Annotated in this window: 16 protein-coding genes; 3 read left to right on the forward strand and 13 right to left on the reverse strand. The window is 71.1% G+C overall.

Annotation, left to right across the window (positions count from 1 at the left end; translation table 11 throughout):
• Positions 1–892: serine/threonine-protein kinase (locus tag E1294_RS47790; protein ID WP_220448364.1), on the reverse strand; the 892-nt coding region annotated here is incomplete at its 3' end.
• A 136-nt stretch (positions 893–1028) separates the two neighbouring features.
• On the opposite strand from E1294_RS47790, the gene E1294_RS47795 reads away from it, so the two are divergent.
• Complete coding sequence (locus E1294_RS47795; RefSeq protein WP_132518758.1) at positions 1029–1634, forward strand: DUF2975 domain-containing protein; 606 nt, start codon at positions 1029–1031, stop codon at positions 1632–1634.
• A complete protein-coding gene (locus E1294_RS47800) occupies positions 1634–1843 on the forward strand; it encodes a helix-turn-helix domain-containing protein (RefSeq protein ID WP_132518760.1) in 210 nt (69 codons plus the stop codon). The genes E1294_RS47795 and E1294_RS47800 overlap by 1 nt, the downstream gene beginning before the upstream one ends.
• A gap of 104 nt (positions 1844–1947) precedes the next feature.
• Here the strand turns inward: E1294_RS47800 and E1294_RS47805 are convergent, their stop codons facing one another.
• The 3 genes from E1294_RS47805 to E1294_RS47810 all read right to left on the reverse strand — a co-directional run bounded on the left by E1294_RS47805 (position 1948) and on the right by E1294_RS47810 (position 4486).
• Positions 1948–3234, reverse strand: a complete 1287-nt coding sequence (locus E1294_RS47805) for a dicarboxylate/amino acid:cation symporter (protein ID WP_132518762.1) — start codon at positions 3232–3234, stop codon at positions 1948–1950.
• A 69-nt stretch (positions 3235–3303) separates the two neighbouring features.
• Positions 3304–3396 (reverse strand): putative leader peptide, encoded by a 93-nt coding sequence (locus E1294_RS58640; protein ID WP_425465277.1) that lies wholly within the window; start codon positions 3394–3396, stop codon positions 3304–3306.
• Between the two features lie 49 nt (positions 3397–3445).
• Positions 3446–4486 carry an LLM class F420-dependent oxidoreductase gene (locus E1294_RS47810; protein ID WP_132518764.1) on the reverse strand — a complete coding sequence of 347 codons (1041 nt, stop codon included), beginning with the start codon at positions 4484–4486 and terminating at the stop codon, positions 3446–3448.
• A 92-nt stretch (positions 4487–4578) separates the two neighbouring features.
• Here E1294_RS47810 and E1294_RS47815 point away from each other — a divergent pair, with 92 nt between their 5' ends.
• A complete protein-coding gene (locus tag E1294_RS47815; RefSeq protein ID WP_132518766.1) occupies positions 4579–5466 on the forward strand; it encodes an endonuclease/exonuclease/phosphatase family protein in 888 nt (295 codons plus the stop codon).
• On the opposite strand, the gene E1294_RS47820 is transcribed toward E1294_RS47815, so the two are convergent.
• The 9 genes from E1294_RS47820 to E1294_RS47860 all read right to left on the reverse strand — a co-directional run bounded on the left by E1294_RS47820 (position 5452) and on the right by E1294_RS47860 (position 12534).
• Positions 5452–6018, reverse strand: a complete 567-nt coding sequence (locus E1294_RS47820) for a nucleotidyltransferase family protein (protein ID WP_132518768.1) — start codon at positions 6016–6018, stop codon at positions 5452–5454. The genes E1294_RS47815 and E1294_RS47820 overlap by 15 nt on opposite strands.
• Complete coding sequence (locus E1294_RS47825) at positions 6015–7106, reverse strand: XdhC family protein (protein WP_132518770.1); 1092 nt, start codon at positions 7104–7106, stop codon at positions 6015–6017. Before E1294_RS47825 ends, E1294_RS47820 begins: the two co-directional genes overlap by 4 nt.
• Positions 7099–8175 carry a vWA domain-containing protein gene (locus tag E1294_RS47830; RefSeq protein WP_132518772.1) on the reverse strand — a complete coding sequence of 359 codons (1077 nt, stop codon included), beginning with the start codon at positions 8173–8175 and terminating at the stop codon, positions 7099–7101. The genes E1294_RS47825 and E1294_RS47830 overlap by 8 nt, the downstream gene beginning before the upstream one ends.
• Positions 8168–9034 carry an AAA family ATPase gene (locus E1294_RS47835; RefSeq protein ID WP_132518774.1) on the reverse strand — a complete coding sequence of 289 codons (867 nt, stop codon included), beginning with the start codon at positions 9032–9034 and terminating at the stop codon, positions 8168–8170. Before E1294_RS47835 ends, E1294_RS47830 begins: the two co-directional genes overlap by 8 nt.
• A gap of 83 nt (positions 9035–9117) precedes the next feature.
• Positions 9118–9564, reverse strand: a complete 447-nt coding sequence (locus tag E1294_RS47840; RefSeq protein WP_181958666.1) for a PH domain-containing protein — start codon at positions 9562–9564, stop codon at positions 9118–9120.
• A 19-nt stretch (positions 9565–9583) separates the two neighbouring features.
• Positions 9584–10051, reverse strand: coding sequence for a 6,7-dimethyl-8-ribityllumazine synthase (ribH, locus tag E1294_RS47845; RefSeq protein WP_132518776.1), 468 nt, complete (start codon positions 10049–10051; stop codon positions 9584–9586).
• Positions 10041–11276 carry a bifunctional 3,4-dihydroxy-2-butanone-4-phosphate synthase/GTP cyclohydrolase II gene (locus E1294_RS47850; RefSeq protein WP_132518778.1) on the reverse strand — a complete coding sequence of 412 codons (1236 nt, stop codon included), beginning with the start codon at positions 11274–11276 and terminating at the stop codon, positions 10041–10043. Before E1294_RS47850 ends, ribH begins: the two co-directional genes overlap by 11 nt.
• Positions 11273–11947, reverse strand: a complete 675-nt coding sequence (locus E1294_RS47855; protein WP_132518780.1) for a nicotinamide mononucleotide transporter family protein — start codon at positions 11945–11947, stop codon at positions 11273–11275. The genes E1294_RS47850 and E1294_RS47855 overlap by 4 nt, the downstream gene beginning before the upstream one ends.
• The gene (locus tag E1294_RS47860; protein WP_132518782.1) at positions 11944–12534 is read right to left on the reverse strand and encodes a riboflavin synthase; all 591 of its coding nucleotides are present in this window, start codon (positions 12532–12534) and stop codon (positions 11944–11946) included. Before E1294_RS47860 ends, E1294_RS47855 begins: the two co-directional genes overlap by 4 nt.
• Positions 12535–12559 lie beyond the last annotated feature (25 nt).

Here is a 12559-nt window from a genome sequence, read left to right on the forward strand (position 1 = left end):
GGTTCATGGGTGGGGCGGCCGGGTTGGCGCGCGGCCTGGCGATGGCCGCCAGCGCCCGCCGGATCGACTCGCCGCCGGCGGGCCGCTTCGCCGGGTCCCCTGCGAGCATGGCCAGCACCAGCCGGTCCAGCTCGGCGGGCACTTCCGGCCGGTGCGCGCTGGGCGGCACGAGCCCATCCCCGCGCGCCCCCGCACCACCGGAGGCGCCGGCGCCGCCAGGCGTGCCGTTGGCGGCCGGGTCGCCGGACGCGGGCCCGCCGTCGACGTTCTGGGCGGCGGCGGGCGGGTGGCCGCAGAGCAGCTCGTAGCAGACCGAACCGAGCGCGTACAGATCACCGGGAGCCTGGGCCGCCTGACCGGCGACCCGCTCGGGCGCGACGTACCGCTGGTCGCGGGCGGGCGGCTCCTTGCCGTCCATCCCGAACCCGACGGCCTTGAGCACCCCGCTCCCCGCCCGGCGGAAGCTGTCCGGGTCCACCTGGCCGTGCACGACGCCGGCCCGGTGCGCGGCGTCGAGCCCGGCCGCGGCCTGCCCGATCAGGTCGCAGACCTCCACGATCGGCAGAGGGCCCCGCGCGGCCAGTTCCTCGCCCAGGCTGAGCCCGGTGAGGAACTCCATCACCAGGAACGGCGCGCCGTCCTCGTCGCCGACGTCGAGCACCATGGCCACGTTCGGATGGATGACCCTCGCCACGGCCTGCGCGTGCTGCCTGAGCACCTCTCTCGTGGCAGGCCCCGCCGCCTTGGCACCGAGGACCTTGACGGCCACGACCCAGTCGGCCCGCGTGTCGTACCCCCGCCACACCTCGCCCATCGGCCCGCTGCCGATGCGCTCGTCAAGCCGGTACCGGTCAGCGACCAAGGACGGCGCGCGCTCCGTCGCGTCGGACATATCCCCGCCAATAACTTGAACATCAGTATTTCGACCAACCATAGAGCCACACGGCCTCCGCCGCCCCACCATCGCCCCGGACGGCAGGCTCCTCACCGCCTTGACGTAACGACTATCGTTATTTACGTTTATCGTTATGCCAACCAGATGGATCACCCGGCTCGAGACCTTGCTCACCTTCGCCCTCGTCCTCGGCTGCCTGGGCGCCCTGACCGCACTCGCCGCGAACGTGGCGATCGCCTTCTTCGGCGCGCCCAAAGGGATCTCCATCCCCCTCCGCGTGTTCGACGTGCCCACCTCGGGCATCGCCCCGGCCGGAGTCGCGATCGACGGCGTCAGCGCCGAGGCGATGGTCCGCCCGCGGGACGCCTCGCCGGTCGCGGGCCTGTTCTATCTGCTGATGTGGGCGCCAGGAGTGGCCACGGGCCTGCTCGCGCTGTTCACGCTCGTCCGGGCACTGCGCAGGGCGAGGTCGGGCGACAGGGCGCTGTTCTCCGCCACGACGGCCGATCACCTGCGCGGGATCGGCTGGATCCTGATCGCGGGTTCGCTCGCGTCGGCCGCGCTCGGGATGGTGGCGGAGGCCGCGCTGGCCGCCGAGCTGCTGACCGAGAGCCATCCGTTCTATCCCCCGTCGGGCACGCTGATCTGGGCCGTCGTCGCCGGTTTCGCCGCGCTCGGCGTGTCGGAGATCGTACGGCGGGGCCTGGCCCTGCTCCAAGAGGTCGAGGCCACGATCTGATGGGCGAACCGGTCGTCAGGGTGCGGCTCGATGAGCTGCTCAAGGAGCGCGGCCTGACGCTCACCGAGCTGTCGCACCGCGTGGAGATCACCGTGGTCAACCTGTCCATCCTGAAGAACGGCCACGCGAAGGCGATCCGTTTCTCCACGCTGGCGCGGCTGTGCCAGGCGCTCGGGTGCCAGCCGGGCGATCTGCTGACGTACGAATGACGGGGGGACGGCCCTCACGGACGCGGCGGGCGGAAGACATGCCTGGCGGGAAGCCGGTGGCTTCCCGCCAGGTGGGTCAGGCCAGGTGGATCAGGCCAGGTGGATCAGGCAGTGGCCGGCTCCGGTGCGCGCGGCGCGCGGCCCGCGGCGGTGTCGAGCGGCTGCGGCGGCGCGTTGAAGACGGCCTCGTCGAGGCGGCCCTCCGAGCGCGCCACCAGGACCGGCACCACCATCTGGCCGGTGACGTTGGTCGCGGTGCGGATCATGTCGAGGATCGGGTCGATCGCCAGCAGCAGGCCGACGCCCTCGAGGGGCAGCCCCAGCGTGCTGAGCGTGAGCGTCAGCATGACGATCGCGCCGGTCAGCCCGGCGGTCGCGGCGGATCCGACCACCGAGACGAACGCGATCAGCAGGTAGTCGCCCACCCCGAGCGGCACGCCGAACACCTGGGCCACGAAGATCGCCGCCAGGGCCGGGTAGACCGAGGCGCAGCCGTCCATCTTGGTCGTGGCGCCGAACGGCACGGCGAAGGAGGCGTAGCCGCCGTCCACGCCGTTGCGCTCGATGGTGACCCGCTGGGTCAGGGGCAGCGTGCCGACGGAGGACCGCGAGACGAAGGCCAGCTCGATCGCGGGCCAGGCGTTGCGGAAGAACTGGATCGGGTTGACCTTGCCCCACACCGCCAGCAGCGTCGGGTAGACGGCCAGCAGCACGATGAAGCAGCCGACGTAGACGCCGACGCTGAACTTGGCGAGCGGCGCGAGCAGGTCCCAGCCGTACGTGGAGACCGCCTTGCCGATCAGGCCCGCCGTGCCGAGCGGGGCCAGGCGGATGACCCACCACAGCGCCTTCTGCACCAGCTCCAGCACGGATCGGCTGAGGCTCAGGAACGGCTCGGCCTTCTCTCCGACGGCCAGGGCCGCCGCGCCGAGCACGACCCCCAGGAAGACGATCTGGAGGACGTTCACCTCGGTGAAGGCGGTGACCACGTTCGTCGGCACGACGCCGGTGACGAAGTCGAGCCAGCTGCCGGAGCTCTCCGGCGCCTTGGCCGCTCCGGTGTCGAGGGTGACGCCCTGGCCGGGGTTGATGATCAGGCCGAGCCCGATCGCGAACGCCACGGACACGAGCGCGGTGAGGAGGAACCAGAGCAGCGTCTTGGACGCGAGCCTGGCCGCACCGCTGACGTTGCGCAGGTTGGCCACGCTGACCAGCACGGCGGTGAAGACCAGGGGCGGGACGGCGAGCTTGAGCAGTTGGACGAAGATCGCGCCGACCTGGGTCAGCGTCTCGGCGAGCCAGGCCACGTCCCAGATCCTGGCGACGAACCCGAGCGCGACGCCGGCCACGAGGCCGAGCAGCAACTGCAGGGAGAAGGAGAATCTCTTCACGGGGGAGCTCCGAGGTTTCGCGGCATGCCGAGGGGCACGCCCAGGGGTGGAGGGTCGTAGACGGAGCGATCAGAGACAGAGAGAGCCGCGCGTCCTGCACAGGTCGATGTGCAGTCGGCCGACCAGGCGCACGAACACGACAGAAAACCTCACAAGGCGCACTAACTACCCTGTATTTACGGATATTCCCCAAAAAGAGTGATTTAGCCCACTATTCGGCGATCTCCTTGATCGTCTCGATGAGGCGTACGCGCTCCTCATGCGTCCTGCCGAGCGGCGTCACGTTGAGCGTGGTCACGCCCGAGTCCTTCAGCGCCCGCACACGGTCGCGCACGAACCCCTCGCTGCCGATCAGCGACATGTTCTCCAGCAGCTCGGCGGGCACCAGCGCGGCGGCGGCGTCCTTCTGGCCCTCCAGGTAGAGGTCCTGGATCTGCTCGGCCTCCTTCTCGTAGCCGTAGCGCCTGGCCAGGTCGTTGTAGAAGTTCTTCCCCTTGGCGCCCATGCCGCCGATGTAGAGCGCCGCCATCGGCCGGCCGAACTCCAGCAGCCCCGCCACGTCGTCGCCGATCGCCAGCGACGCCTGCGCGATCACGTCCAGCTCGCCCAGCTCCGGGTCGCGCCTGTCCTTGCCCGCGACCAGCGAAGGACCCCACACGTCCGCGGCCTTCTCGGGGTAGTAGAAGATCGGCTCCCAGCCCTCGGCCAGCTCGGCGGTCAGCTCGACGTTCTTGGGGCCGATGGCGGCGACCACGATCGGGATGCGGGCGCGTACCGGATGGTTGATCAGCTTCAGCGGCTTTCCCAGGCCCGTTCCCTGGCCGGGCGGCAGGGGCAGCGTGTAGTGCCTGCCGTCGTGCTCCAGGCGCTCGCGCCGCCACACCTTGCGACAGATCTCGATGACCTCCCGCGTACGCGCCAGCGGCGCGGTGTACGGCACCCCGTGGAAGCCCTCGATCACCTGCGGCCCCGAGGCGCCCAGGCCGAGCGTGAAGCGCCCGTCGGAGATGTAGTCGAGGCCCGCGGCGGTCATGGCCAGCAGCGCCGGCGTGCGGGAGTAGATCGGCAGGATGCCGGAGGCGATCTCCAGCCGCTCGGTCCTGGCCGCGATGTAGCCCATCTGGCTGACCGCGTCGAACGAGTAGGCCTCGGCCACGAACACGATGTCCAGGCCCGCCTTCTCGTAGTCGGACAGCTCTTCCACCGACTCCTTGAAGCCGCCCGAGTACTTGAGTGCCATTCCGATGCGCATGCCGGGCTCCCGCTGACCGAATGATGTTCCGTTCGAGTGGGAACAGGCTATCGTGTCAGCTGATCGGAGCGGGAGCCGCTAATCTGGATCAGATGCTGAGCCGGATCGTCGTCATCGTCTCGGCCGCGGTGGCCATGACCCTGGCGGGGCATGGGCTGATCCCGGCGCTGGGGGGTTTCACACCCGTTCTGGAGAGCCTGCTGCCCTGGATGGGCTGGTCCGTTCCCGTGCTGCTCGCGGCCGCCACGATGGCACGTTCCAGGGCGGCCGCCGCCGCGGCGCTGGTGCCCGGGATGGTGTGGGCGGTGATGTTCGGGTCCACGCTGCTGCGCACGCCGCCGGGCGGCCCCAGCGACCTGACCGTCGGCACGATCAACGTCGGCGTGCGCAACAACGCCTCCGGCGAGGCCGTGCGGCAGGTCGCCAAAGACCTCGACCTGCTCGCCGCCCAGGAGCTGACCCGCGGCGGGCCCGCGGCCAAGCAGCTCAACAAGATGTTCCGCTACCGCTATCCGGTCAGCACGGTCGGCCTGTGGAGCCGCTACCCGATCACCAAGAGCAGACCTCTCGACGTCGGCATGGGCTGGCCGCGAGCGCTGCGCGCCGTGGTCTCCACGCCCAAGGGCAAGGTGACCGTCTACGTCATGCACCTGGCCTCCGCCCGGCCCGGGCACACCACCTCGCGCGACGCCTCGCTCGCCCAGGCGCGCAGGCTCATCGACGCCGACTCCAGCAAGCGCATCCTGCTGCTCGGCGACCTCAACACCGCCACCACCGACCGGGGCATGCGCGGGCTCACGCCGCCGCTGACCGACGCCCAGACCACGGCCGGCGACGGCTTCGGCTTCACCTGGCCGTCGGAGTTCCCCATCACCAGGCCCGATCACATCCTGTACAAAGGTATGACGGCCACCAAGGCGGGCGTGGCCCCCGCGACCGGCAGCGACCACCGCGCGGCCGTGGCGTCACTCCGCCTCTAGCAGGTGCAGGTCCTCCGGCGTGTCGATGTCGGCGGGGTCACCGTGGCCGTCGCACGGCACCTCGGTGACCAGCTCGGGGTGGGCCTTGATGTACGCCCGCGCGCCGACGTCGCCCTCGGCCAGCTCAGCCACCCCGGCGAAGTGCTCGCGGCCGATCAGCACGGGATTCCTGCGCCGGCCACCGTAGGTGGCCACCGCCAGCCCCGCGCCGGACGCGATCAGCGCGCGCACCGCGCCCGGGCGGATCAGCGGCTGGTCGACCAGCGCGACCACCACCGACTCCGCCTCCCCTGGCAGCGCGACCAGCCCCACCCGCAGGGACGAGCCCATGCCGGACGCCCAGCCGGGATTGCGCACGGTCGCCGCGCCCCGCACTTGCACGGTGGCCGCGCCGAGCACCACCACGACGGGATGGCAGCCGCCCTCCTCCAGCAGCCGCACACCCCGGTCGACCAGCCGCTCGCCGTCATATTCCACCAGCGCCTTCGGCGTGCCCAGCCGGGAGCCCTGCCCGGCGGCCAGCAGCAGGCCCGCCACCCCGCCGGTCTTCATGGGCCCTCGTGATGGATGCGGCCCCGCGTGGTGGACAGCGGGGAGCCCGAGCCGCCCCACCGCAGCTGGATCAGCTCGGCGGCGATGGACACGGCCGTCTCCTCGGGGGTGCGCGCGCCGAGGTCGAGACCGATGGGCGAGCGCAGCCGGGCCAGCTCGTCCTCGGTGAGACCGGACTCGCGCAGGCGTACGAGCCGGTCGTCGTGGGTGCGGCGCGAGCCCATGGCGCCCACGTAGCCGGCGCGGGTGCGCAACGCCACCTCCAGCAGCGGCACGTCGAACTTGGGGTCGTGGGTGAGCACGCAGATCACCGTGCGCTTGTCCACCTCCACGGAGGCCAGGTAGTCGTGCGGCCACTTGACCACCACCTCGTCGGCGTCGGGGAACCGCTTGGCGGTGGCGAAGATCGGCCGGGCGTCGCAGACCGTGACGTGGTAGCCGAGGAACTTGCCCACCCTGGCCACGGCCGCGGCGAAGTCGATGGCCCCGAACACCAGCATCCGCGGCGGCGGCGCGAACGACTGGACGAACACCGCCAGGTCGTCCAGCCGGCGCTCCCCCTGGCCGCCGTAGTGCCTGATGCCGGTCAGGCCCTGGGCGAGCATGCCGCGGGCGTCGTCGTCCACGGCCTCGTCGAGACGCTCCAGGCCGAGGCTGCCCGACGAGCGGTCAGGCCAGATGATCCGGCGGGCCCCGACCTGGCCGGGGCCGGAGACGATGGTGGCCACGGCGACCGGCCGGCGCTGCTCCACGGCCGCGGAGATCTCCTCCAGCTCGGGGAACGTCTCCGGCGAGACGGGCTCGACGAAGACGTCGATGATGCCGCCGCAGGTGAGCCCGACGGCGAACGCGTCGTCGTCGCTGACGCCGTACCGCTGCAGGACCGGCCGGTCGGTCTCGGTGGCCAGCTCGAACACCGCGCCCTCGACGCAGCCGCCGGACACGCTGCCGGCCACCTCCTCGCCGCGCACCGCCATGGCCGCGCCGGGCGGCCGCGGCGCGCTGCTGAACGTGCTGACCACCGTCGCCAGCCCGAACCGGTGCCCGGACCTCCACCACTCCATGATCTCCGGCAGCACGTCACGCATGGGCGAGCCTTTCGCTGAGTTGCTCGTAGGCGGCCAGGCTGTGCCCGGCCACCAGGTCGTCGAGATGCGGCAGAGCGGCCCGCATGCCGCCGGTGAGCGGCTGGTAGTCCGCGTATCCCTTGTGCGGGTTGACCCAGATCACGCGGTGCGCCTGCCTGGCCAGCCTGGCCATCTGGATGCCGAGCAGTTGGGGGTCACCACGCTCCCACCCGTCGGAGGCGATCACCGCGATCGTCCCTCTGGCGCTGTAACGGGCCAGGTATTCGCGAAGTTCCTCCCCCAGGCGGGTCCCCCCGCTCCAGTCGGGAATGGTCGTGGACACCTCGTTCAGCGCCGTGCCCGGGTCGCGGTGGCGCAACTCGGCGGTGATCGGAGTCAGCCGGGTGCCGACGGAATAGACCCGGGTGGCCCTGGGCTCGCTTCTAACCAGCGCGTGGGCGAAGCGGAGCAGGGTCTCGGCGTACGGGGCCATGGAGCCGCTGACGTCGACGAAGAGCACCACCGTACGCGGCCTGGTGGTGTGCCTGCGGTGCCTGAGCCGGGCCACGTCGCCCTTCCTGAGCGCGTCGCGGATGGTGCGCCGCTGGTCGAGCGCACCCCGGTGGGCGCTCTCGAACCGGCGCGAACGCCGCCGCGCCCGCCCGCCGCGCAGCAGGGAGAGCATCCGGTGCACCTCGGCCCGTTCGGCCTCCGTCAGCCGGGCCACGTCGCGGTGCCGCAGCACCTCCGCGCGGCTCGCGGTGGCCGGCGCCGCCGTCCCGTCGTCGCCGTCGTCCGTGCCGGTCTCTGCCTGCGCGGCGAGGTGCCGGATGACGGAGGCCGTGCTCGTACGAGCGACGCCCGCCCGCAGCCCGCCGAAGTAGGCGGCGAAGCACCGGTCGTATCGCGGCAGGTCGTCGGGCGTGGCGCACAGGGTCAGCCGTCCGGCCCAGTAGACCTCGCCCGGGTCGGTCACGTCGAGGTGGCCGAGCGCCCTGAGCAGGTTCTGGGTGCGCTCGTGGTCGGCCGCGACGCCGGCCGCGCGCAGCGTCCTGGCGAACCCCGTCATGGTGGCGGCCAGCTCATCCATGGGCGAGCAGCCCGTTCCCGAGCACGGCGGCGACGTCTTCGCGGTATTTCAGCGCCGCGCCCAGCGTGGCAGCGGCCTTGCCCGGGTCGAGCTCCTTGGCGCCGAGCGTCAGCAGCGCCTCCGCCCAGTCGAGCGTCTCGGCCACGCCCGGCGGTTTGACGAGGTCGGCGTGGCGCAGCCGCTCGGCCGCCCGCGCCACCTGCAGGGCCAGGGTCTCGGTGCAGCCGGGCAGGCGGCGCAGCAGGATGGCGACCTCGCGGTCGAAGCTCGGATGCTCCAGCCAGTGGTAGAGGCAGCGCCGCTTGAGTGCGTCGTGCACCTCGCGCGTCCTGTTGGAGGTCACCACGACCACCGGCGGCGTCGCGGCCCTGACGGTGCCCAGTTCGGGGATGGAGATGGTGAAGTCAGAGAGCACTTCGAGCAGGAACGCCTCGAACTCGTCGTCGGCCCGGTCGATCTCGTCCACGAGCAGCACGCTCGGCTGCGTCTCCACGGCCTTCAGCAGCGGCCTGGCGATCAGGAACCGCCGGTCGTAGATCTCCCCTTCGAGCCGGCTCACGTCGGTGATCCCGGCGGCCTCCGCGGCCTTGAGGTGGAGGAGCTGGCGGGCGAAGTCCCAGTCGTACAGGGCCTGCGCCGCGTCGAGCCCCTCGTAGCACTGGAGCCTGATGAGCGGCGCTTCCAGCAGCGTCGCGAGGGCCTTGGCCAGCTCGGTCTTCCCGACGCCTGCCTCTCCTTCGAGGAACAGCGGCCGCCCCATCCGCAGCGCGAGGAAGGCCGCCGTGGCCAGCCCCTCGTCGGCCAGGTAGGCGTGCCGGTCGAGGAGCTCGATCAACTTGTCCGGCGACGTGATGTCCATTGCCTTGATTGTCCGCCGTAGCACGCTTTCAGGCTACGCCGCCCCTGTCGCCGGCCCCGTCATCGGCAGGGACGGCGGACCGGCTATTCCTCGCGCGCCTCGCCGCGCTCGCGGATCAGGGCCTCGAGCTCGGCCGTGGCCCGTCGGGCGCGGGCCTTCTCCGAGCCCTGGATGCCCATGGCGCCGATCGTGCGTCCGTCGGAGAAGTCGATCCGCGGCCACGGATCGCCCACGAGGAGCGTGATGTCGAGGATCTCCGGCCAGCTGTAGCGGTGGGTGCGGACGGCGTTGACGATCGTGATGCCCTCCTCGTCGGCCTCCACCCGCACCCGCCCCAGCAGGTGCAGCACGTAGGCCACCGCGCACCCGAACGCCACGATCGCCACCCGGTCGGGCAGCTTGAACGGCGCGGCGATGAGCACCGCCATGACCACCGCCCCCAGCACGATCAGCACGGCGAATCCGTAGGCGACGATCCTCGCCCGGCGTGGACGCCAGGTGATGGGCAGGGGCGGTGTGGGCTGTGACACGAAGGAAACCTACCGCACGCTAACGGAGGTCCCGGAGCAGGAGGGCGGTCTCGAGCGCGGCGACGGCCGACTCGTATCCCTTGTCCTCCTTGCTGCCCGGCAGGCCGGAACGGTCAAGAGCCTGGTCGAGCGACTCACAGGTGAGCACGCCGTTGCCGACCGGTGTCCGCTCGTCCAGCGAGATCCGGGTCAGCCCCGAGGTCACCGAGTCGCAGACATAGTCGAAATGGGCGGTCTCGCCCTTGATGACCGCGCCCAGCGCCACGACGGCGTCGCAGCGGCGGGCCAGCGCCTGGGCCACCACCGGGATCTCCAGCGAACCCGGCACCCGCACCACCGTCGCCACGGCGCCGCTGTCGTCGCACGCCTGCACGGCCCGCGCCACCAGCTGGTCGGTGATCGTGGCGTGCCAGCTCGCCGCCACCACCCCCACCGTCAGCCCGGACGCGTCCGGCGCCACGGCCCCGGGCCGTCCTTCACCGCTCATGACGCCTCCCCGATGTCGTGGCGATGTCGTGGCCGAGCCGGTCGCGCTTGGCCAGGAGATAACGCTCGTTGTGGGGGTTCATGGCCACCGGCATGGGTTCGCGGCCGAGCACCTTGATGCCGTAGCCGTCCATGCCCTTGAGCTTGGCCGGGTTGTTGGTGAGCAGCCGCACCGACTTCACCCCGAGGTCGGCGAGGATCTGCGCCGCGTTGGAGAACTCGCGTGCGTCCACCGGCAACCCCAGCTCCACGTTGGCGTCGACGGTGTCGCTGCCGTTGTCCTGCAGGCTGTACGCCCTGAGCTTGGCCAGCAGGCCGATGCCCCTGCCCTCGTGGCCGCGCAGGTAGACGACCACGCCGCGGCCCTCTTCCGCGATGGCCGCCATGGCATGGTCGAGCTGGACCCCGCAGTCGCAGCGCAACGAGCCGAACACGTCACCGGTCAGGCATTCGGAGTGGGCCCTGACCAGGATGTTCTCGCCGCCGGTCAGGTCGCCGTAGACGAGGGCCACGTGCTCGCCGCCGTCGAGCGCGCTGGCGTAGCCGTACGCCCGCCACATGCCGTGCGCGTTGGGCAGCCGCGTCTCGGCGACCCTGGTGACCATGCTCTCGGCGCGGCGGCGGTGGTCGGCGAGCTGCTCGATCGAGACCAGGGCCAGATCGTGCTCGTCGGCGAAGCGGCGCAGCTCGGGCAGCCTGGCCATGGTGCCGTCGTCGTTGACGACCTCCGCCAGCGCGCCCGCCGCCGACAGCCCGGCCGCCCTGGCCAGGTCGACGGCCGCCTCGGTGTGGCCGCGCCTGGCCAGCACGCCGCCCTCGTGGTAGCGCAGCGGGAAGATGTGGCCGGGCCGTACGAGCTCGTCGGGCTCGGTGGCGGAGTCGGCGAGCGTGCGGATGGTCTGGGCCCGGTCGGCGGCGGAGATGCCCGTGGTGACGCCGTCGCGCGCGTCCACGGTGATCGTGTACGCCGTGCGCATGCGCTCCGTGTTGTGGAAGACCATGAGGGGCAGGCCGAGCCGGTCGAGCTCCTTGCCCTCCATGGCCACGCAGATCATGCCGCTGGTGTGCCGGATCGTGAACGTGCACAGGTCGGGCGTGGCCTTGACGGCGGCGAAGATGAGGTCGCCTTCGTTCTCCCGGCTCTCGTCGTCGACGACCACGACGGGTTTGCCGGCGCGAATGTCCTCGATGGCGCGTTCGATGGGATCGAGCTTGATGTCGTTCACTGCACCACCGCCGCGGTCTCGCGGTCGGCGTCCAGCCGGATCGTACGGGATTCGCGCAGCCACTGCACGAACCCGACGAGGACCAGCACGAGGAACACGCCGTACACGGATCCGGAGACCACCAGCCCCGAGTAGAACGCCACCGGCACCCCCACCAGGTCGACGGCCACCCACACGATCCAGAAGTCCACCAGCGCCCTGCCCTGGGCCCAGGTGGCCATCGCGCTGCCGACGAAGATGTAGGCGTCGGCCGCCACCAGGAAGGCGCCCTCAGGCAGCGGCACCGTGGCGCCCCACGACAGGCCCGTGGCATAGAAGAGCAGGCCGACCGCGGAGGTGCCCAGCACCATGAAACCGATCAGGACGAGCCGTTCCCACCACTCCGCCGGGCGGATGGCCAGCCGCCTGCCGTTCTCGGTGCCGCGCCGCCAGGCCCACCACCCGTAGATCGCCAGGCCGGCGAACATCGCCTGCTTGAGCGCGTTGCCGGTGATGTGCGCGTTGATGGAGGCGATGAACAACAACACCGAGCCGGTGAACTGGACCGGCCACGTCCACATCGACTTGCGGATGGCGAGCAGGACCGTCGACAGGGCGGCGATGTTTCCCACCAAGTCGGTCCACAACACATGCGTGCCGAATATCTCAAATCCGGCGTTGGCCCAGTTCACTGCCTGGCCACCAGCCTCTCCACATACTTGGCGATCACGTCGACCTCGATGTTCACCATGTCGCCCACCTGGCGGTCACCCAGAGTGGTGAGCTTCAGCGTGGTCGGGATGAGGCTCACGCCGAAGCTTTCGTCGTCAACCGTCGTGACCGTCAGGCTGATTCCGTCGATGGCGATCGAGCCCTTCTCCGCGACGTACCGGGCGAGCGGCTCCGGCAGCGAGAAGCGCACGTCGTCCCAGCTCTCACCGGGCTCCCTGGACAGCAGCGTGGCGGTGCCGTCCACGTGACCCTGCACGATGTGGCCGCCCAGGCGCTGGTCGGCGCGTACGGAGCGCTCCAGGTTGACGGCGGAGCCCTCGATCAGCGCGCCCAGGGAGCTGCGGTCGAGCGACTCCCTGATCACGTCGACGGTGAACACGTCGTCCCCGGCCGTCACGACCGTGAGGCACACGCCGTTGACCGCGATGGAGTCGCCATGCCGGGCGTCGGAGGTGACGAGCGGCCCGCGCACCGACAGCAGGGCTCCGCCTCCCGATCTCTCGATGGCCACGACCTCGCCCTTTTCCTCAATGATTCCGGTGAACATCACTGCTCCCTGCCTAGTGGGTGGG

Origin of the sequence: Nonomuraea diastatica (assembly GCF_004349015.1) — a bacterium.
Classification (GTDB): domain Bacteria; phylum Actinomycetota; class Actinomycetes; order Streptosporangiales; family Streptosporangiaceae; genus Nonomuraea; species Nonomuraea diastatica.

Bases quoted from the DNA above. Each gene is read 5' to 3' on its own strand.
- E1294_RS47795 (WP_132518758.1), top strand. From the start codon at position 1,029: ATGCCAACCAGATGGATCACCCGGCTCGAGACCTTGCTCACCTTCGCC.
- E1294_RS47800 (WP_132518760.1), top strand. From the start codon at position 1,634: ATGGGCGAACCGGTCGTCAGGGTGCGGCTCGATGAGCTGCTCAAGGAG.
- E1294_RS47810 (WP_132518764.1), bottom strand. From the start codon at position 4,486: ATGCGCATCGGAATGGCACTCAAGTACTCGGGCGGCTTCAAGGAGTCG.
- E1294_RS47815 (WP_132518766.1), top strand. From the start codon at position 4,579: ATGCTGAGCCGGATCGTCGTCATCGTCTCGGCCGCGGTGGCCATGACC.
- E1294_RS47820 (WP_132518768.1), bottom strand. From the start codon at position 6,018: ATGAAGACCGGCGGGGTGGCGGGCCTGCTGCTGGCCGCCGGGCAGGGC.
- E1294_RS47825 (WP_132518770.1), bottom strand. From the start codon at position 7,106: ATGCGTGACGTGCTGCCGGAGATCATGGAGTGGTGGAGGTCCGGGCAC.
- E1294_RS47830 (WP_132518772.1), bottom strand. From the start codon at position 8,175: ATGGATGAGCTGGCCGCCACCATGACGGGGTTCGCCAGGACGCTGCGC.
- E1294_RS47835 (WP_132518774.1), bottom strand. From the start codon at position 9,034: ATGGACATCACGTCGCCGGACAAGTTGATCGAGCTCCTCGACCGGCAC.
- ribH (WP_132518776.1), bottom strand. From the start codon at position 10,051: ATGAGCGGTGAAGGACGGCCCGGGGCCGTGGCGCCGGACGCGTCCGGG.
- E1294_RS47860 (WP_132518782.1), bottom strand. From the start codon at position 12,534: ATGTTCACCGGAATCATTGAGGAAAAGGGCGAGGTCGTGGCCATCGAG.